General features: G+C 50.8%; 16 protein-coding genes. 1 reads left to right on the plus strand and 15 read right to left on the minus strand.

Going from position 1 to position 20556, the window contains the following annotated elements:
- Positions 1–14: 14 nt before the first annotated feature.
- The 3 genes from addA to AC2TDN_RS04390 are packed head-to-tail and all read right to left on the minus strand — an operon-like array spanning position 15 to position 8839.
- A complete protein-coding gene (addA, locus tag AC2TDN_RS04380) occupies positions 15–3881 on the minus strand; it encodes a helicase-exonuclease AddAB subunit AddA (RefSeq protein WP_484687112.1) in 3867 nt (1288 codons plus the stop codon).
- Positions 3878–7396 carry a helicase-exonuclease AddAB subunit AddB gene (gene addB, locus AC2TDN_RS04385; RefSeq protein ID WP_484687113.1) on the minus strand — a complete coding sequence of 1173 codons (3519 nt, stop codon included), beginning with the start codon at positions 7394–7396 and terminating at the stop codon, positions 3878–3880. Before addB ends, addA begins: the two co-directional genes overlap by 4 nt.
- A 33-nt stretch (positions 7397–7429) precedes the next feature.
- Entirely contained in the window at positions 7430–8839 is a 1410-nt protein-coding gene (locus AC2TDN_RS04390; RefSeq protein ID WP_484687114.1) for a class I SAM-dependent rRNA methyltransferase, read from the minus strand.
- Positions 8840–8944: 105 nt separating this feature from the next.
- Between AC2TDN_RS04390 and AC2TDN_RS04395 the strand changes: the two genes are divergently transcribed.
- Positions 8945–9919, plus strand: a complete 975-nt coding sequence (locus tag AC2TDN_RS04395; RefSeq protein WP_484687115.1) for a Na/Pi cotransporter family protein — start codon at positions 8945–8947, stop codon at positions 9917–9919.
- A gap of 2 nt (positions 9920–9921) precedes the next feature.
- On the opposite strand, the gene AC2TDN_RS04400 is transcribed toward AC2TDN_RS04395, so the two are convergent.
- The 12 genes from AC2TDN_RS04400 to AC2TDN_RS04455 form a co-directional block, all read right to left on the minus strand.
- Positions 9922–10353: an NUDIX hydrolase gene (locus AC2TDN_RS04400; protein WP_484687116.1), complete on the minus strand. Its 432-nt coding sequence runs from the start codon at positions 10351–10353 to the stop codon at positions 9922–9924.
- 114 nt (positions 10354–10467) lie between these two features.
- Positions 10468–11859: a tRNA (N(6)-L-threonylcarbamoyladenosine(37)-C(2))-methylthiotransferase MtaB gene (gene mtaB, locus AC2TDN_RS04405; protein ID WP_484687117.1), complete on the minus strand. Its 1392-nt coding sequence runs from the start codon at positions 11857–11859 to the stop codon at positions 10468–10470.
- A 5-nt stretch (positions 11860–11864) separates the two neighbouring features.
- On the minus strand, positions 11865–12641 hold the full coding sequence (locus AC2TDN_RS04410) for an RsmE family RNA methyltransferase (RefSeq protein WP_484687118.1): 777 nt from the start codon (positions 12639–12641) through the stop codon (positions 11865–11867).
- 126 nt (positions 12642–12767) lie between these two features.
- Positions 12768–13442, minus strand: coding sequence for a site-2 protease family protein (locus tag AC2TDN_RS04415; protein ID WP_484687119.1), 675 nt, complete (start codon positions 13440–13442; stop codon positions 12768–12770).
- Entirely contained in the window at positions 13442–14422 is a 981-nt protein-coding gene (gene prmA, locus AC2TDN_RS04420; protein WP_482066978.1) for a 50S ribosomal protein L11 methyltransferase, read from the minus strand. The genes AC2TDN_RS04415 and prmA overlap by 1 nt, the downstream gene beginning before the upstream one ends.
- 214 nt (positions 14423–14636) lie before the next feature.
- The gene (locus AC2TDN_RS04425; protein ID WP_482066977.1) at positions 14637–14843 is read right to left on the minus strand and encodes a hypothetical protein; all 207 of its coding nucleotides are present in this window, start codon (positions 14841–14843) and stop codon (positions 14637–14639) included.
- Positions 14843–15061 carry a YfhD family protein gene (locus AC2TDN_RS04430; RefSeq protein WP_484687120.1) on the minus strand — a complete coding sequence of 73 codons (219 nt, stop codon included), beginning with the start codon at positions 15059–15061 and terminating at the stop codon, positions 14843–14845. The genes AC2TDN_RS04425 and AC2TDN_RS04430 overlap by 1 nt, the downstream gene beginning before the upstream one ends.
- 108 nt (positions 15062–15169) lie before the next feature.
- Positions 15170–16300: a molecular chaperone DnaJ gene (dnaJ, locus tag AC2TDN_RS04435; protein WP_484687121.1), complete on the minus strand. Its 1131-nt coding sequence runs from the start codon at positions 16298–16300 to the stop codon at positions 15170–15172.
- Positions 16301–16404: 104 nt separating this feature from the next.
- Positions 16405–18240, minus strand: a complete 1836-nt coding sequence (dnaK, locus tag AC2TDN_RS04440; RefSeq protein ID WP_484687122.1) for a molecular chaperone DnaK — start codon at positions 18238–18240, stop codon at positions 16405–16407.
- 86 nt (positions 18241–18326) lie between these two features.
- A complete protein-coding gene (gene grpE, locus AC2TDN_RS04445; RefSeq protein ID WP_484687123.1) occupies positions 18327–18887 on the minus strand; it encodes a nucleotide exchange factor GrpE in 561 nt (186 codons plus the stop codon).
- Positions 18888–18947: 60 nt separating this feature from the next.
- Positions 18948–19973 carry a heat-inducible transcriptional repressor HrcA gene (hrcA, locus tag AC2TDN_RS04450; RefSeq protein ID WP_484687124.1) on the minus strand — a complete coding sequence of 342 codons (1026 nt, stop codon included), beginning with the start codon at positions 19971–19973 and terminating at the stop codon, positions 18948–18950.
- A 159-nt stretch (positions 19974–20132) separates the two neighbouring features.
- A complete protein-coding gene (locus AC2TDN_RS04455) occupies positions 20133–20408 on the minus strand; it encodes a hypothetical protein (protein ID WP_482066971.1) in 276 nt (91 codons plus the stop codon).
- Positions 20409–20556: the final 148 nt, after the last annotated feature.

Consider the following 20556-nt stretch of genomic DNA (forward strand, 5'->3'; position numbering starts at 1 on the left):
TTCGCAGCCTCCTTTTATGCTTTATTCATTTGTTTCAGCTCTACGGATTGACTGCCGTCGAAAAAGAAAACATGGCACTCATCCACTTTGCGGCCGAGCACAGATTCGATCGCTTCCGCGTACAATTCCAGTTGGAACCGATGTCTCTCAGCGGCCTCCGCCCACTGCTGCTGGTTGATCCGGTCCGTCTTATAATCGAGCAAGACAACGCCTTGCTTATCCTCAAACAAGCAATCGATAACGCCCTGAATCAAGATCGGTTCCTGCATCAGCGCCTCTCCTGAATTCGGATATACGCGGCTCGCAGGGAACATGCAGCTGAAGGGCACTTCTCTCCGAACCCACTCCGAGCTTAGCAGACGCTGGCCGAGCTCACTGGTGAAGAAAGCGGCTACGGCTGGCAGGTCAATCGCTTCCGACTGCTTAGCCGTTAATAAGCGGCGTTCGATCATGCTATCAAGCGTCACCGTAAGCATCGCTTCATTAGCTGGCTCAGCGAGCGATACATGCTGCATCAGCAAATGATTGACGGAGCCTTTCTCCGCCGCTGTAAGCGACTTCTCCTCCATGAAGGCAGGACGCCGAAGGCGCATGGTGTAGTTAGCTGACAGAGCGGCGAATGGGTCTGTTTGAACCGCAAAATCGTTATCCATCGGCTCCTCCAAAGGAACCGCATCCTCCATGACCTCCGTATGCAGCCGCTTCATCTCTGTTACCGATGTTTTGGCTGCCAGCCTCGCTGCGTCTTGATGCGGATATTGCCATTCCAGCCGGGACCTGAGCTGATCCTCCTCCTCGATATGCTCGAGAAGCGACAAGGAGGTTATCGCTTGCAGTCGTTCCTCCTTAGCCAAATCCTGCTGATCCTGCTCCTCGGTTGCAGCTGCGGCTTCTATTCCGAATAAGGATGCCGAAACGATTCCTGCATGCCACTGCGGAGCATTCTCGTCTGCATTTTGCTTTTCTGCGATTTGCCTTGCGGCGAGCGGCCCAAGCCAGTCGATAAAGGATCTGGCGGATGCTACGCGGAAATCCGGCATTCTGCCGAACGCATCGACAGAAGCCAGCCAGCGCCTCAGCTTTGCTTCCGCATCCGATACCGTTGCGACAAGATACATTTTTTCCTTTGGCCTAGTCAAGGCAACGTAAAGGATCCGCATTTCCTCGGCTAGCATCTCCCTGCGCATCACCCTTCGAATTGCCAAATAGGGCAGCGATGGATAACTGATTCGGAGTGCCGGATCAACAAAGCGCGGTCCGAAGCCAAGCTCCTTATGCTTCAGGAAGGCGCTCCGAACGTCCTGCTGATTGAACAGCTTCCCGAGACCCGCAACGAATACGACCGGAAATTCAAGCCCTTTGCTCTTATGAATAGACATGATGCGCACGACATCCTCTTGCTCGCCGAGCGCTCTTGCCGTCCCTAAATCACCGCCGCTATCGCGCATGCGCTCGATAAATCGCAGAAATCTGAACAATCCGCGAAACGAAGTCGCCTCATATTGCCTCGCACGGTCATGCAGCGCGCGCAAATTCGCTTGCCTCTGCGTCCCGCCTGGCAAGCCGCCTACAAAATCGTAATAGCCCGTTTCGCGATAGATTTCCCAAAGCAAATTCGCAAGCGAGCCTTGCCTTGCCTCCTCACGCCAACGATCCAAGCTTTCCAAAAATAAAGAGAGCTTTCTGCGCGTATCTTCCTCAAGGAGCAAATCGCAAGCGGCTAATAGCACCGCGTCGTAATAAGAGGATTTTGCCGATTGAATGCGAATACGGGCCAGCTCCTCGCCGTTCAGCGCAAATAATGGAGAGCGCAGAGCAGCTGCGAGAGGGATGTCCTGATACGGATTATCAATTACGCGCAGCAGCGACAGCATCGATTCTACCTCAACCGCGTCAAAGTACCCGCTGCTCAGCTCTGCGTATGCCGGAATGCCGCTCCCTTGCAACTCCTCGATAATGATGGGAGCCCACTGCTGCGTCGCCCGCAGCAATATGACGACATCCCGCCACTGCATGGGCCGGTTTTCGCGCCGCTTCCCATCATAGACCTGGAAGCCGCTGTCGATTAACGCTTTCAGCTGCTGCGCGATCCAGCGCGCCTCGAGCTGCGCAGCTTTGAGCTCTGACGGCGATTCAACTTGTGCCGCAGCATCCCCAAGCTCGCGATCATCAGCAAGCTCGGTGGACTCGGGAATTTCCGCGTCCTCTTCCTCTACGTCATCCATATCCCCTTTGTTTAGCACAGCGAACTCGACTTGACAGCGATCCGCCGGCACAGGGCTTGGATAGAATGCTCCGCATACGAGCTCAGCGCGCTCGTCATAGTCCATCTCTGCTACATTCTCGCGCATAATAGCGCGGAACACGGCATTAACCCCATCCACAACCTCCGATCGACTGCGAAAGTTTCGCGCCAAATCAATGCGTAGAGCATGAGGGGTATCCGAATCAGGCAGCTTGCCCGCATCCTTGCGCGCGAGATAGGATTTATATTTTTGCAAGAAGAGCTTGGGCTCCGCAAGACGGAAGCCGTATATGCTCTGCTTGACATCGCCAACCATAAAACGGTTGCCCGTACCTGGCCGCTCGATTAAAGAAACGATGGCCTCCTGCACCATATTGGTATCCTGATATTCGTCAAGTAAAATTTCATCGAATTGCTTCTGGAATTCAATCGCTGCTATTGAAGGAGACATATGATCCGGCGTCGAAGCAGGATCTCGCAATATACGCAGGCAATAATGCTCCAAATCGCCAAAATCAAGCAGCCCTTTCGCACGCTTAGCCGCCTCGTAGCCTTGTCCAAATTCAACGACAAGCTCAGCTAATGCGCGCATCAGCGGCGCCAGCTCTTGAAGCTCCTCCAGAAATTGCTCAGCATCTCGGCCGAACAATTCCTCGACAAGCGATGTGATCAGCTTCTTCGCTTGATCGCGCAGCTCCTTGGCCTGCTCTTGCAGCAACTTATCATATTCATCGCCGCGCATCGCCTTCAGTTTTCCGAATTGAATCGCTTGAAAGGATTCTACCCACTTCTCCCAAGGCTGCGTATGAATGATCTCCGCGAGGCCGCCAACCACTTGCAAATCCTCATCAAAGGTTGCTGCATAAGGCGCAGGGCCGGCAGGCTGACGCGTCAATTCCAGCGCTTGATGGAGCAGCGAGCCCGCTCCTTCCAATGCGAGCTGAATGTCCCTTTTCAGGCTGACCACCCATTCGCTTGTTTGAAGTGCGGCCACATCTGCCAGGTCAAAAGCTTCCGCCGTCTGACGCAGCCAGTGCTCCGGCCAAGGATGGCTCTGAGCAAAATCGTACAATTGCTGAACAAGCCGGTATAACGGTTCATCGCTGCGCTCGCCGCCGTAGCGGTCAGCTAAACGGAGAAACGCGCCGTCATCGCCAGCACCCTCGTACTTTTGCTCAAATAACTGATCGAGCACATCAAGCCGCATGAGCTCGCTCTCCGTCTCGTTCGCAATTCGAAAACCGGGATCGAGACCGATTAAAGGATAATAGCGTCGAATGACATCCAGACAAAAGGAGTGCAGCGTCGTAATGGATGCACGGTTCATCAGCGCCAGCTGGCGGCGCAAATGCTCGGAATCCGGCTCCCGTTCAAGCTCAAGCTCAAGAGCAAGCCGAATCCGATCCTTCATCTCTGCTGCCGCGGCCTTCGTAAAGGTTGCTACGAGCAGGCGGTCGACGTCGGTATGTGCCGATATTTTCCGAATAATCCTTTCAACCAGTACCGCTGTTTTACCGGAGCCAGCCGCCGCCGCGACGAGAATGTTGGAGCCGCTCGTGACGATGGCATCCCACTGATCATCGGTCCATGTGCTATTTTCCGGCTTCGGGGTATCCTTTGCAGTGTGCATACTCATCGCTCCTTCTCCAGCTGCTGCCAAATCTCTTCCTTAGATGGCTTGCCCAGCTTTCTATATTCATTTCCATCGAACTGCGCATCAAACTGGCAGACCGCTTTATAATCACAATATTGACATGGCGTTTTTGTACCCAAGCGATAAGGCTCAATGGATACCTCGCCCGCTTGAATCGAGCTGCCGATCCGGCTGATCGTGCTTCTAACGGAACGTCTAAGCACATCCCACTGCTCATTCGTAACGACCGACGAGCTGCTGTAGAAGCTTCCGTCGCGCTTCAGCGCAACCGGGAGCAGCTCTGAATACCCAGTCTCTAATTCATCATCCATCAGCCTGACGGTTTCCGAGTCAGCCGTAACGAGTCCGCGCATTTTGAAACGCTTCAGAAGCTGACCGCTGACCTCTGCTGGCGTGATGCTGTTAGTCAGCGCCAGCAAAGGGTTATGAACATGGAAATAAAGAACGCCAGCCGGAGATGCAGGCTTCCCAAGCCATTCGGATGCATGCGTGACGAGTACGTCGAGATAGGTCAGCATTTGCAGCGAAAGTCCAAATGCAACCTCCTCAAGCCGCAGCTGCGTTGAGCTTGATTTGTAATCAAGCACGCGCAGCAGAAGCCCCTCCTCCATCTCAGCCGCGTCAACGCGGTCGATCCTTCCGATTATTTCCATAACTCCGCCGTCCGCAAGCGGAATGCGCAGGGATGGCAGTTTGCCGTCCGGGCCAAAATCAACCTCTGTTCCGACAGGGTGAAATTGCGCTCTGCGCGCGTGCTCGCCCAGCATGAGCGCTGCTTGTCCAACAATCTCCTTCAGCTTGCGGGCGATGTATTGGAATCGGCTGCTGCTAAGCAAAATTTGCGATTGAAGCTTTGGAGCCAGCTCATCGACCGTTTGCGAGGCGACTGCTTTCAGCTCGGCCTCAGGCATCTTGCCCCACCGCTCCCCTAGACCAGTTGCCATGCGGCTGAGGGCTGCGTGGAACAGCTGCCCGACATCAGGCGCTTCCAGCCGATAGAGCTTTCTCTCACGCAGCTTTAACCCATGGATCGCAAAATGCTGGAATGGACAGGATACGAATCTCTCCATCCGCGATACGCTAACCTGAAGCCGTGCTCCATAAAGCTGACTTGCTGTATCCTTCGACAGAAGCTGCTCCTGATTCTCATAAGTCAAGGAGCCTGTTAGAAGCTGCAGCTTATGCTGCCATTCCGGTCGAACGGCAAACCAATTGTACATATCCCACCAAAAAGGGGCGATTGACGCGCCTTGCTGCCATTTCCGTATAGCCGCAATTAAATAAGACAACGTTCGCTGAGGATGTGAAACGAACATCCTCTGCTCCGAGATCGGCATGCTAGGAGACGGCTCTGCCGAGGCGCTTTGAACAGGAATGCCGGGAAAGAGCTGGCGGACATGCCTTACAATCTCAGAGGGAAGCAGGCTTTTGCCTTCCTCATCGGCTTGCGCCCAGCTTAACCATAGATGCCTGCTTGGCGTCGTCAAGGCGTTATAGATCATAAAACGCTCATCGAGCAAGCGGCGGCGAACGCCAGGCGCCATAGCCATTCCATCCTCGGCAAGCTTCTCCCGCTCAGGCTCGGTTAGAATGCCGTCTTCCTTCACCCTCATTGGCATAACGCCGTCATTGGCGCCAAGCACATAACAAACCTGAACATATCCGGACCTTGTCCGGTCCATGCTTCCGATCAGCACTTGATCAAGCGCTGGCGGCACAGCAGCAAGCTTCAAGCTGTCCAGCCCCGCCTCGACCATGCCTGCAAACAGCTCAGGGGATACTGTCTGCTTGCCCGCCAGCTCGACTAACTGATCCAGCAGCTGCATGACGCTGTCCCATAGCTGCCGGTGGCTTCTGGCCCGCTGCGTCTTGCCAGCCTGCGTGTCCTGCAAGCTCCAGCGCTCCAGACGATCTGCCGCATCCGATTGGTCGAGCAGACGATAGAGCGCCTCGCACATCTCTTGGACGTTTTCCGCTTTCTTCAGCGCATCGCCAAAGCGGCGGAGCGGCGGAACGACAGATTCTCTTGCTGCCAGCACGATATCGAATTCCCGCTGCGCCTTGTCGCTAATTTTTGTATCCATCTCCTCATCATCGTCAAGCGAGATGGGAACAAGCGGGTGCCAGCGCTTCTTATCGAGCCATTTCCAGCCGTCTATCCCTGCCGCTAGAGCAAAGTTTTCCAGCAAATCGAACCATTCCCGCAGCAGGCTTCCATCCATCGGAAACAGCATCTCTGTCTTCACGCAGCGGAACACCGCGTCGTAACGCCAACCAAAGAGCACCGTTTCGAGCGCGGATCTTATAAATTCAACAAGCGGATGATGGACAGCCTTCACCTTCTGATCGACAAAATAAGGAATGCCGTAATCGGCAAATACAAGACCAATATAGTCGGTATAATCCTCGCTATTGCGAACCATAACCGCAATATCCCGCCAGCGAAGCTCCTCCTTCTGCGCCCTGCGAACGATATCGCGCGCGACTGCCTCAACCTCGGCACGACGATTCGCGGCAGCATGCAGCGACACTCCGCATTGCCTATCTTCATGGATCATCATCGCTCTATCCGCAATCAGCATCGGCACACGCTCGCTGTAATGCTTCTCAAGATGCGCAAGCATCGGGCTGTTCATAAAACGGATAGGTTGATCTACTCCTAGCATCTTCGGCGCCAGCACTTCTGCATCGTACTTGGCTGCCAGCTCCATCAGCTTGTTATAAGTCTCTGCCGTCGGATGAAAAAGCTCAAGCTCATGCGGCAGCTCTCCTGCTTCGTAAGCTCGATTAAGAGTCAGCGTAACCGTAACCTGCGCAGATGAGGCGATCAACGCTCCCAAAGCCTCGTATTCGGTTGGCGTAAAGCCATAAAAGCCGTCGACCCATATTTGCGCGCCTTGCATGGAAGCAGCATCCGCAAATCCATTTTGCAAATAACGCAAATAATCCTCGGCGTCGATGTACATGCCCGCGAGTTCCTGCTCCATCTGGCTATAAATAAGCTGCAAATCATGCAGCTTGCGCTTTAGTAACGAGGACTGGTCAGCACCTGTTTCTGACGCTGCCCGCTTTTCCTGAAGCAGCTCCGAGTCGATGCCATACCGTTTCCACTCCGTCAGCAGCTCCGCGAGCCTGTCAATGAACCCTGGCTGCTCCGCCCCGCTTTGAAACAGCTCTAACTGGGTACCCAGCCGGTGCACGATCTTATAGAGAAGCATATGCTTGCCCGTATCACCGATAGGAACTAGCGCCGTTCCGCCTGTTTCCTGCATGACTCGAAAGGCCAGACGCCGAAAGCTAAGCGCCTGAGCCCTGATCGTGCCATTTAAATCGCCGCTTTGAAGCAGCGCATATTCGGTCTGAAAGGTAGCCTGCTCCGGTACGAGCATGACAAGCGGCGGCCCGTCCGGTTGAACGCGCAGCTGCTCCCTTATTTCATTCAAGCAATAGGATGTTTTACCGGTCCCCGAGCGCCCGATGACAAAGCGAAGCGACATGTGCAACTCTCCCGTCTATTCGTAAATTGTCGTTTATTTGCTTCTTACTTCAAAGATAGCGAATTTCAAATAATGGCCTTCGTTTACACCAAGCAGCTGAGGATGATCCTTGCCCGCCGCGCGCCATTCGACTAATCTTAGCAGCTTGCCTGCATCCACAGCCGCTTCTTGAATCGTCTCCAAAAATAATTCAGGCTTCATATGGTACGAGCAGCTTGCCGTGACTAGATATCCGCCTTCATTAACCAGCTTTAGCCCTTGCAGGTTAATATCCTTGTAGCCTCGGCATGCGCCAGCCACAGCGCTCTTCGTCTTGGCAAAAGCCGGCGGATCAAGGATGACGACATCCCACGTCCGGCCTGCGGAGCCTTCCAGCTTCTTCGACGTATCAACGCCGCCTTGGCCGCGCTGCTTCCGCTCATCGATTCCTTTTACTTGCGCGCGTAAATATTCAAAGGCATCCGCAACTACAAATTCGACACGATCCGAATAGCCATTGCGCTCAACGTTGCGCTTTGCTGTTTCGATGGCATGCTCTGAGACATCAAGGCAGGTTACCTTCTTAGCGCCATATTTGCAGGCATGCAGCGTGAAGCTTCCGGTATGGGCGAAGCATTCAAGAACGGATGCCCCATCCCAATAAGGGAAGGTAACGATCTTGCCGTTTGCATTAACGGGAACGAAGTCGGCTGAATTCGCTGTCTTAGGCGCAGTATTCACACCCGCGCCTGCCAATCCTGACTCCGCTGCTGCGCGATCTGCTAGTCGAATGCCGCTGCGTCCGCCCCAACCTGTCATAAGCGGAGCGATGGCTGCGCGATTCTCACGTTGATCGAAGAAATAGCCCGTTTTTTGACCTTCTACAATATCAACTTCCAGCTTCAATCCGTTCTCTTCTATTTCAATGATCGAAGGACAGTCGCCGTATAGCACGCCGGTACGCTCCTCCAAGCCTTCAAGCACTCGAACGCCGACATCGCTGCGCTCATAGATGCCTTGCGGCTGGAATACTTCAATAAGCGCTTCAATTAACGCTTCTCTTCTTACATCCATACCCAGCGTTAATAGCTGCAGCACCAGCACATTGTTGAACCGGTCTACAACAAGGCCCGGCAGGAAGTCCGCTTCACCATACACCATGCGGCAATCGGCATCTTTTACGAAGCGGCGGCGATGCTCCTGGCACTTGCGAAGCCGATCGCGGAAAAAATCTGCGTCCATGGCTGCGATTGGCTGATAGGAAACGACTCTCACCGTAATCTGCGAATTGGGATTCCAATAACCCGTTCCCAAATACCGTCCTTGGTGGGTGACGATATCAACCAAATCACCAGGCTGCGCCTCGCCTTCCAGCCGATCGATCTCAGTTGCATAGACCCAAGGATGGCCTTGCTCCAGCCTTTTCTTTCTCGCTTTTAGTAGAACTATTTTTGGATTACTCACGATTGTCTCTTCCCCTCATTGTGCTTGCTTGTCATGCTTGTCTACTTGGTCGCATATGTATACTTACGAAACGAACTTCTCACGAACAAATAAGGAGAACGTCTAATGATTCATACGATTCTTATTCCAATGCTGCTCGGTTTCGCCGTATTCATGTGCGGAATGAAGCTGATGGAGCTTGCGCTTCACCGACTGGCAGGTCCCTACCTGACCCGCTTCCTATCACGGTCAACCGCTACGCCTATCCACGGGCTCGCTATCGGGACGGTTTCGACTGCTTTTCTGCAGAGCAGCACGGCCGTAACGGTTATTGCGATCGGCATGGTCAATGCCGGCTTGCTTACTTTCCCGCGGACGCTTGGCATCATACTCGGTACGAATATCGGCACCTGTATAACGACGGAGCTAATCGGTTTAAATTTAAATAAACTCGCTATGCCTTTGTTAATCGCAGCGATTGGTATATGGCTAGTTACAGCATTGCTTGGCGAAGTCCGATTGTTCCCTGCCATACGCGGAGCGCGCTGGCTGGATACGCTTCGATCATCGTCGGTCGTACTATGCGGCTTCGCCTTGCTCTTGACGGGTATCACCATGATGCAAGGCGTTGGCCCTGCCATACAGGAGAGCTCCATGTTCGGCTGGTTTCTAGCTAAAGCAAACGATAGCTTATGGTGGGGACTAACGGCTGGCGCTATTCTTACCGCGGCGGTTCATAGCAGCGCTGCCGTTATCGGCATCATCATGGGCTTCGTTTCTATCGGCGCCATGCCGATCGAGCTTGGAATCGCCGTCGTATTAGGCGCAAATATCGGCACCTGTGCTACCGCTCTTCTTGCATCCATCGGAGGTACAAAGGCAGGACAGTACGTAGCATGGTCTCATGTCGTTCTGAACGCAGGCGGCGCATTGCTGTTTATGCCATTCATAGGCGAGCTTTCTCTATTGTCTGAATGGATCTCCTCGTCTGGCGAGGGGCAAATTGCCCATACGCAGACGATATTCAACATTCTCAGCTCATTGCTTGCACTGCCCTTCTGCTACCTCGGAAAATTTCGCAGGCCGGATCCGGTCACTTAGCTTTATTCCGTTGGCAGTCCTAGCAATTGAAAGGCTCCGGCTACGATGCGATGATTGTTGTCATACCCCGATTGCTTCTGGCGCTTCCACGCCTCCTGAGGCTCAAACCAATCGACGCCGCGGATCTCTTCAACTTGCGCCTGCAATGATCCGCCAACCGCCTCCACCAAGTAGTAATGAACCTCTTTATCTACCGTACCAAATGCTTCATGCTCATATTTATATTTGATTTGGTCTATCGGAGCAATGATAACTCCTTCAAGACCGGTTTCTTCGACAATTTCCCGCAATGCGGTCTGTTCTATCGTTTCGCCAGCCTCCATCTTCCCTTTTGGCAGCGATACTTTTCCATAGCGATCCTGAATGAGTTGAATTTGCAGCTTGCCTTCCCCGGTTCGGCGGTAAACGACACCGCCTGCTGAAATTTCCTTCATGTCCGATTCCCCCTTGCAGCGTTAATTGATTAGATTATGCAGCAAAGGATTCCTCCATCTTTTCCGTAAAAGGAATCGATTAGCAAAGGAATCCCCGCATTTGTTAAGCTTATGTTATGCTCTTATTGCTTCTGGTCGCTCCAGCACGAAGCTGTGCGGCTCTACTTCGTTCTGCAGAGCAGACTGCTCTTCCAGCACTCGAACAAGCTTAGCACGACATTCATTGACGCCTGCCTCCGTAATTTTGACGCGGCATATTTTGCCGATCAAAGCTTCCGAGCCGTCAAATACCACTTGGATGTAGTTGTCCGTGTAGCCCATAACGAGCCCCGTTCCCGGAGCGCCCTTGTAATCGCGCTCTGGAATGACATCAAGCACTTCGCCTACGTATTGCTTCGCGTATTCGAGCTGCATCTTCTCGGACAAGTCAATCAGCTTATGGACGCGTTCGTTCTTGATCTCTTCATCCACTTGCTCCTCCATCCGGGCAGCAGGCGTGCCTGTACGCTTGGAGTAAGGAAAGACGTGCATTTCCGCGAATTTGAGCTCTTCCATGAAACGGAAGCCGCTCTCGAACATTTCTTCCGTTTCACCGGGGAAACCAACGATGACATCCGTCGTAATCGCAACGCCAGGCATTGCCTCGTGCAGACGTTTGATCTTGGCAGCAAACTCAGCTGTCGTATATTTGCGGCGCATCCGCTTAAGTACCGAGTCCTCGCCGGCTTGCAGAGGAATATGAAGGTGACGGCACATTTTGCTGGAACGATTCAGCACGTCGATCATCGCATCGTCAATTTGACTCGCTTCGATAGAGCTGATTCGAATGCGCTCCAGCCCCTCAATCTTATCCAAATCCCACAGCAAGCTCGTTAGATTATAATTTTCCATATCGTCGCCGTAGCCGCCGGTATGAATACCTGTAAGGACAACCTCCTTGTAGCCCGAAGCAACAAGCTGCTTAGCCTGCTCCAATACGCTTTCCGGAGCACGGCTGCGGGAAAGTCCGCGTGACCAAGGGATTATGCAGAACGTACAGAAGTTGTTGCAGCCCTCTTGGATTTTCAGGAAAGCACGCGTCCGCTCGGAGAAGTCAGGAACGTCCAGTTCCTCGAAATCGCGCGTTTTCATAATATTTCTTACGGCATTTACCGGCATGCGGTCGCCTTGAATCTGATTGACGAAGGTCATGATCTTCTCGCGGTCTTGCGTACCGATCACGAGATCGACCCCTTCTATTGCCATAATCTCTGCAGGTGAGGTTTGAGCGTAACAGCCCGTCACCGCAATGACTGCATCGGGATTGCGACGTACAGCCCGCCTAATGATCTGGCGGCTTTTTTTGTCTCCCGTATTCGTTACCGTACATGTGTTAATTAAATAAACGTCTGCGGTCGATTCGAAATCGACTTGCTCGTAGCCTTCGTTTTTGAATAGCTGCCATATCGCTTCTGTGTCGTAGAAGTTTACTTTGCAGCCTAGCGTATAAAATGCGACTGTTGGCATAGTAGTTACGCTCCTCCCATTTCTCCGGATTCATATAATAAGCAGGTTAACCCTACGATACCCGCTGTTTCCGTTCTTAATATTCTTCTGCCTAATCCGACCAGTACGGCGCCTGCCGCTTCTGCTTCATTCGCTTCACGATCCGTGAAGCCGCCTTCCGAGCCCACGATGAGCAGGACATTTGGAATGCTCGCAGTGTCTGCGCTGCTAATCCACTCGCTTACCGCGGAGCGGATGCCTCGACCATGAGCGGCATGCCCCTCTCGCTCAAAGCAAAACAGAACCAAATCATAAGAGCCAAACGACTGGATAAGCTCTTTCCAGCTATGTAATGGCTCAATGCTTGGAATCCGGTTGCGATGCGCCTGTTCAGCTGCTTCCTTCGCTATTTTGGTCCAGCGTTCAATTCGCTTTGCTTCCTTCTTGCCATCGTACTGAACGATCATTCGCTCCGATTGAAAAGGCTTGAACGCATAAGCGCCAATCTCTGTCCCCTTCTGAATAACGAGCTCCATCTTATCGCCTTTCGGCAAACTTTGCGCAATCGTGATCGCCCAATTAGGCTCACTATCCGCGCTTAGCATCTCAATAATATCAGCCGTTATCAGCATTGGTGCAGCTTCGCGAACAGCGACAAGCGCTGTGCGTGATTGTCCATCGCTGACGATAAATTTATCGCCTGGTTTCATACGCATGACGCGGACCGCATGATGCGCATCCTCGCCTATTATGCGGATATCGGAGTCGCCAAACTGCTCCGCCGCTACAAAATATCGTTGCATCGCTCTTGCCTACCACCCTTAAACAAATTCCATCCTTCATAATAGCATGTTTAACTTCATGAAATCTATCAGAAACCGTTGCCAGTCGATGCTTGACCGACAAGCATACCAAACCGTTCATTGCTCTTAAAAGAAAATTTGATAAACCAATGCGAAGGTGTTGTTCATTAGATCTGCGCCTAAGCCTAAAATCGGATCAAGCGTTACTTTGCGCAGCGGCGGGATAAACACGATCAACAAGAAGATGAACATCCCCCATTGTACATTTTGATCCATTTTGTACCTTAGCTTAAGCGGCATTAAATCAGCGATAATCCGGTAGCCATCGAGCGGCGGCAGCGGAATTAAATTAAAGATAAACAATAAAAAATTATACCAAATGAAATAATCAAAAAAACGATCTACCGCCGCGTTGACACCAACGGAAGCTCCATCCAGTGCACCGGTGGCGATAAGCGCAACATATATAATAATGCCAAGCGTACCGATAATCAAATTGCTGAGCGGACCAACTAGAGTCACGATAATGCTCATGAGCCTTGGTCTGCTGAACTTGCTCGGATTAACCGGAACAGGCTTCGCCCAACCAAAGCCTGCGAATAAAATCAAGAGTGTTCCAAGAACATCAAGATGCACACGCGGATTAAGCGTAACTCTTCCCGCGTTATAAGCGGTGTCGTCGCCAAATTTATAAGCGCTATAAGCATGAGCGAACTCATGCACCGTGAACGCAATAATTAAAGATAATACGATAAATGGCAAATCCTCAAGCGGAAATCGAAAAAAGCTTTGTAAGTCCATTAACCCACCTGCGGCTTTCTCGCGACGAATGCGATCCATTCCTCATCGCGGCGCTTCTCGACAATTTCAAAGCCAGAACGAATTAAACCTTCTTCCACATCGGTTTCTTTATTCTTATAAACGCCAGAAGCGATATATATGCCGTTAGGCTTGAGCGCAGCATACACATCATCAACAAACAGCAGAATAATTTCCGCCAAAATATTCGCTACCACAAGATCGACCGGAACGGTTACCGCAGTCGCTTCTTGACTCGCATCTGCTCCTTTAATTACACCAAGCAAATCGCTTAGACGCACTTCAACCTGCTGCGATAGATCGTTAAGCCTTACATTCTCGGTTGCGCTGGTTACGGCAATCGGGTCAAGGTCAAGCGCTAGCACGCTCTTCGCCCCGAGTCGGCAAGCGCCGATTGCAAGAATGCCTGAGCCTGTGCCTACGTCGATAATTTCTTCTCCGCCTTGAATGACTGACTCGAGCGTCTGCAAGCATAGTGCCGTTGTAGGGTGAGTGCCCGTTCCGAATGCCATGCCTGGGTCAAGCTCAATAATTCGTTCATCCGGACCAGCCTCATACACCTCCCAAGTCGGCTTAATCGTAAGCTTATCCGAAACGCGGAGCGGCTTAAAGTACTGCTTCCAAGCCGTTGCCCAATCCTCTTCATCTACGACCCGCGCCGAATATTCAACGTTGCCGGGATCAATATCAAATTCACGAAGCTCCTCAACGCGAGGCTTAATCGCTGCTATAAGCTCATCCGTGTTTGTGTCTTCGCCAAAATAGCCCTTAATGACAGCTTGCCCTTCCGGAATATCGTTAAGCGGGAGCTCATACCATTGCCCAAGCGAAGTATCGCGCTGCTTATTAAGCGTGCCTGATTCTTCAATGGATACGCCTCCTGCTCCCATTTCATGCAAAAAGTTCGATATCATCTCTTGCGCCTCTTCGGTTGTCGAGATCGTAATTTCATGCCATTTCATATGTATTATCCTCCAATGCCAATCGTAAACGGCTATCGCCGACCTCAGTCAGCTAAACAAACGTTTCGTTATAAAAACCTAACAACTATTGTACACCAGAGTAGCGCCTTTGCACAAAAAAATGACGCAAACGACCTATTGCTGCATTTATGCTAAAATATGGTCTAGAGCGAAAAAAGAGACTGCGGGCTCATATGCCTGCAGTCTCTTTCGATTAATAGCTCGTCGTATCCACATTTCCGCCTATTTGCTGGATTAGATGAAGTGCTCGTTCAGCGACAGCCTCGTCTACGGTCGCTGTCAGCAAGCCGCTATCAAACAATCCGTTCACTTCCATCGCACGAAGCGCGTGAAGCTTGCGCGACGCTTCGAGTGCAGCGCCTTCGTCCTTGAATGTTGCTTGGATTTCGAGCTGGCTCATTATTCCTGCTCGTTGCGCTCGTCGGCTGCAGCTGCGCGCTGTGCTGCTTTGCGATCAGCTTCATCTGCAAGCTCCTCGGAAAATTCTACGTCCTCGTTTTTCCCAATTGGCAAGTTGCCAAAGTTTGTTTTCTCAAGCTCGCTTTGATTGTTTTGATTGTTTTGATTGTTTTGATTGTTTTGATTGTTTTGATTGTTTTGATTGTTTTGATCAGCCATGATTATTCCCTCCAGTTGTTTGTTGATGTATGGTTTTCCTACCCGAATAGAATATGTTTGTCCACCAAAATCTATACAGCGATAAAAAAGAAAAAAAGACGTGCCGGGTTATTCACCGCGGAACGCCTTTTTCATTTTATCAAATATCGATTCATGATGCTCATGATCGTTAGCTGCGGCATCGCCGCTCAGTCCGCCAAATTGACGAAGTAGGTCTTTCTGGTCGTCCGTTAAGCTGGTAGGCGTAACGATCGTCACCTTCACATGCTGGTCGCCTTGACCATAACCGCGCAATTTAGGAACGCCTTTGCCTTTAAGTCTGAAGTAAGTGCCCGTTTGCGTGCCTGCCGGTACCTTCAGCTTCACCTTCTCGGTTAGCGTAGGAATTTCAATCTCATCTCCAAGCGCCGCTTGAACGAACGTAAGCGGAACCTCGCAATAGATATCGTCGTTCTCGCGCTCGAAAAACTCATGCGGCTTCACTCGAATGACAATGTACAAATCGCCTGCCGGACCGCCGCGCAAACCGCCCTCGCCTTCACCCGTCATCCGGATTTGTGCGCCGTCATCTACGCCCGCTGGAATGCGAATATTGATTTTGCGTTGACGCTTAACTTTACCCGCGCCGTGACAAGTCGAACATTTGTCTTTAATTACGCGGCCTGTGCCGCTGCAATTCGTACAAGCCCGGCGGTTGACCATACGTCCAAACGGCGTATTTTGAACAACCTCCTGCTGCCCGCTGCCCTTACATACCGAACAGGCTTCCGGTTTTGTACCCGGCTTCGCACCGTCGCCGTGACAGGTGTCACAGGTCTCCGTACGCGGAATTGTAATTTCCGTTTCTTTGCCGAATACCGCTTCCTTGAACTCAACCGTCATCGTATATTGCAGATCGTTGCCGCGCTGTGGCGCGTTCGGATCGCGACGACCGCCGCCGCCTCCAAAGAACATATCGAAAATATCGCCGAAGCCGCCGCCAAAATCCGCGCCGCCGCCGCCGCCCATTCCTTGATTTGGATCAACATGGCCGAACCGGTCATACGTGGAGCGTTTGCCGTCATCGCTTAGCACGTCATAAGCTTCCTTAACTTCCTTGAACTTCGTCTCTGCATCCTCAGCCTTGTTCACATCGGGATGATATTGACGTGCTAGCTGACGGTAAGACTTTTTAATTTCATCTGCTGATGCGTCCTTGCCAACACCAAGCACCTCATAATAATCGCGTTTGCTTGCCACCTGTTCTCACCTCCGCTATCTATCATATGATTCCATGTGCATATGCGCACGAAAGGAGGTCAAAGCCAGGTAGCGCCTGTCTTTGACCTCTCGCTCGCTACACTTTATTTATTATCGTCAACAACTTCATAGTCGGCATCTACTACATTGTCTTTTCCTTTAGCTGCGCCAGCGCCCGCATCCGGACCTGCACCTTCAGCTTGCTGCGCCGCTTGCTCGTAAAGCTTAACGGAAAGCTGCTGCACGATTTCTGTCAGCTCAGCCGCCGCTGCATTGATTTGCTCAAGATCGTCAGTTGCAAGCGCTGCTGTAACTTTCTCTTTCGCAACGTTCGCTTTTTCGATTTCGGAAGCATCTACTTTATCGCCAAGATCTTTAATCGTTTTGTCAACGGAGTAGATCAGTTGGTCTGCACTGTTTTTTGCTTCTACAAGATCACGGCGTTTGCGATCTTCTTCAGCGTTAAGCTCAGCATCCTTCATCATTTGGTTGATTTCATCCTCGCTCAAGCCGCTTGAAGATGTAATCGTAATTTTTTGGCTTTTGCCTGTTCCTTTGTCAAGCGCGGATACATTAACGATACCGTTCGCATCGATATCGAAAGTAACTTCGATTTGCGGTACGCCGCGTGGAGCTAGAGGAATATCGTTCAATGTGAAACGACCAAGCGTTTTATTGCCGGCAGCCATCGAGCGCTCGCCTTGCAGGACGTGGATTTCAACGCCTGGCTGATTGTCCGCATAAGTCGAATACACTTGGGATTTGCTCGTAGGGATCGTTGTGTTGCGGTCGATCATTTTAGTGAACACGCCGCCTGCTGTCTCAATACCAAGCGACAATGGCGTAACGTCCAGCAATACAACGTCTTTCACGTCGCCAGTAAGAACCCCTGCTTGAACGGCAGCGCCCAGAGCAACAACCTCATCCGGGTTAACGCCTTTGTGCGGGTCTTTGCCGATCAATTTTTTTACTGCTTCTTGAACGGCAGGAATACGAGTAGATCCGCCTACAAGTACAACTTTATCGATATCGCTGGAAGACATGCCAGCATCGCTAAGCGCTTGACGAGTAGGTCCAAGCGTACGCTCTACTAGTGCAGCAGCAAGCTCTTCAAATTTCGCGCGAGTAAGGCTAAGCTCCAAATGCTGCGGAACGCCGTCAACCATCGTAATAAACGGAAGCGAAATGGCAGATGTTAAAGTACCGGAAAGCTCTTTTTTCGCTTTCTCAGCAGCATCCTTCAAACGTTGAACCGCTGCTTTGTCTTTGGATAGGTCGATTCCTTGATCCTTCTTGAATTCAGCAACGAGGTGATCGATGATCACTTGGTCAAAGTCATCGCCGCCCAGCTTGTTGTCGCCGCTTGTCGCTTTAACTTCAAAGAAGCCATCGCCAAGCTCAAGGATGGATACGTCAAACGTACCGCCGCCAAGGTCATATACAAGAATGGTTTGGTCTTCTGTTTTCTCAAGGCCGTATGCAAGTGCAGCAGCCGTCGGCTCATTGACGATACGAAGCACTTCAAGACCAGCGATTTTACCAGCATCTTTTGTTGCTTGGCGCTGGCTGTCATTGAAGTAAGCAGGAACCGTAATAACCGCTTGCGTTACCGTTTGACCTAAGTATGCTTCCGCATCAGCTTTCAATTTTTGCAAAATGATTGCTGAAATTTCTTGCGGCGTATAATCTTTATCGTCGATTTTTTCTTTGTGGCTCGTACCGATGTGGCGTTTGATCGAGCTGATTGTACGATCCGGATTCGTGATTGCTTGGCGTTTTGCCGTTTCACCGACAACGCGCTCGCCGTCTTTCTTAAAGCCTACAACCGAAGGGGTTGTACGGTTGCCTTCCGGGTTAGGGATGACGACAGCTTCGCCGCCTTCCATTACTGCTACGCAAGAGTTTGTTGTACCAAGGTCAATACCAATTACTTTACTCATAGCTATATTTCCTCCTACAATCAAATGTATTTTAACGCGAATGCTAGCAAGCTATCTTTGTCTCATTTATATTGAAGTCATTTGGCTTAACCGCTGACTTTAACCATGGCAGGACGCAATACTTTATCTTTTAAAATATAGCCCTTCTGCACTTCCTCCACAATAATGCCTTCCTCATGCTCGTCAGATTCAACCTGCATAATGGCTTGGTGGAAATCAGGGTTAAATGGCTCGCCAACAACGCTCATTGCTTTAAGGCCTTCCTGCTCTAGCGTTTGCTCCAGCTGGCGGAAGATCATATCCACGCCTTTAGCGAGCGATTCAAAATCGCCGTTTGCCGATGCCGCAGCAACTGCGCGTTCAAAATTATCTACAACCGGCAGAAGCTGACCGATCAGCTTCATCGATGCGTATTGTCCGAGTTCTTCTTTTTCCTTCAACGTGCGGCGGCGGAAATTATCGAAATCCGCTTGCGCGCGCAGGAAGCGCTGCTGGCTCTCGTCAACTTGCTTCACAAGCTCTGCATAACGAGCATCTTCCTCTACTGCCTCGCTTGCCGTTTCCTCGAAAGTCTGCTCTGATTGCTCAGCAGATCCTACTTCTTCTACAGCCTCAGCTGCTTCATTATGTTGCTCTTTCGTACTCATGCAATCACCCCCTTAAAAAGTTTACGAAGTAAACTTGGCATCGTAAGCTTCGGTATAAAACTATTTATACCAGCGGCTTAGAAGAACCGCCATATCCTTGGATATAATATCCAACAGACTAATGACTTTGCCGTATTCCATTCGTGTTGGACCTAGAATGCCGATCGTTCCCAGCGATTGGCCATCAATGGCATAGGTTGCTGTAATGAGACTGCAATCGCTAATTGCCTTATGGTCATTTTCTGTCCCGATACGTACTTGTATACCTGACGGAAGGCCGGTAAACATTTTCATAATGGCTGGTGTCTCGTCAAGCAAATCCAAAATCGTCTTCACTTTGTCAACATCTTTAAATTCAGGCTGCGTAAGCATATTTGTCGTACCGCCGAGGAATATCCGGTGCTCATCCTCACTCTGCAGCGCATGATCCAGCACCTGAAGCAGCTGTTCATAATGATCAACATGCCTCTCCAGCTCTTGCCCAACTTCAGTGTAAAGCTTCGACCTTAGACGAATTAGCGGAACGCCAACGAGTCTCGTGTTCAAAATGTTAACGACCTTTTCCATATCCGCCATTTTGAGGCCTTCTGGAATCGAAATCGTCCGATTCTCAACATGTCCGGTGTTCGTCACGATGATGGCGACTGCTGATGATTGATCCAGCGGCACTAGTCCAAAATGCTTAAGTGACGTGCTGAACATTTCCGGTCCTAGCAAAATGGATGTATAATTGGTCAAATTGGACAGGATCATCGCGGTTTGCTGAATAACCTGCTCCATTTGATTCATTTTGTCCGTAACGAAAGAGCGGACCATGCCAATGTCGTTCTCATCCACTTCATAAAGCTTTACTAAATGGTCGACATAATAACGGTAGCCTTTCGTAGATGGGACACGCCCTGCTGACGTATGCGGCTGCTCTAGGAAGCCAAGCTCCTCAAGATCAGCCATTTCATTGCGAATAGTCGCCGGACTGAAGCCAACGTCGCCGCGCTTCGAAATACTGCGTGAGCCGACCGGTTCAGCCGAGCGAATATAATCATCCACTATTGCATGCAAAATCATCCGTTGTCGTTCCGTCAGCATTCGAATTCCCCCTACGTAATTATTAAATCCGTTATTTCGGTTTCCCATCGTTAGCACTCAATACAATCGAGTGCTAATCATTACTACAAAAATACCAAACCAGCTTGTCGATTGTCAAGTCAGTTCGGCATTTTTGTGCCCTATTTTCTAATCATCACATTATACTTTATGCACTCTGCCTGCTTCATCGACTGCAAATTTCTCTCTTCTGACACGGTTGTCGCCTTGATATAATTCGACGATTCGATTTGGAGAAACAGAGTCATCTATCGTTACTTTCCAACCATTCGTATTTAGCAAAGCGAAAACCTCGTCAAACTCCATTGCTTTAAAACCATAAAAACCGCTTAATCCTGCCCATTTCTTCAGCAGCACCGTTGTGACATGCCTCAGCTTATCTTCTACAGCTACAGTTTGATCTTTTCTTTGGCTCATTTTTTATTTCTCCTCTATATGACAATAATCATCTACCTTGACTATATACCAAAACGCACGGCATTACTATCAACGAGTTCGGACTAAGCGTTAGAAGGCCCTATTTACGATAAAAAAACCACTATCCCGTTAGCCATAAGCAATCGCT

This window comes from Paenibacillus sp. Y660, from assembly GCF_057221575.1.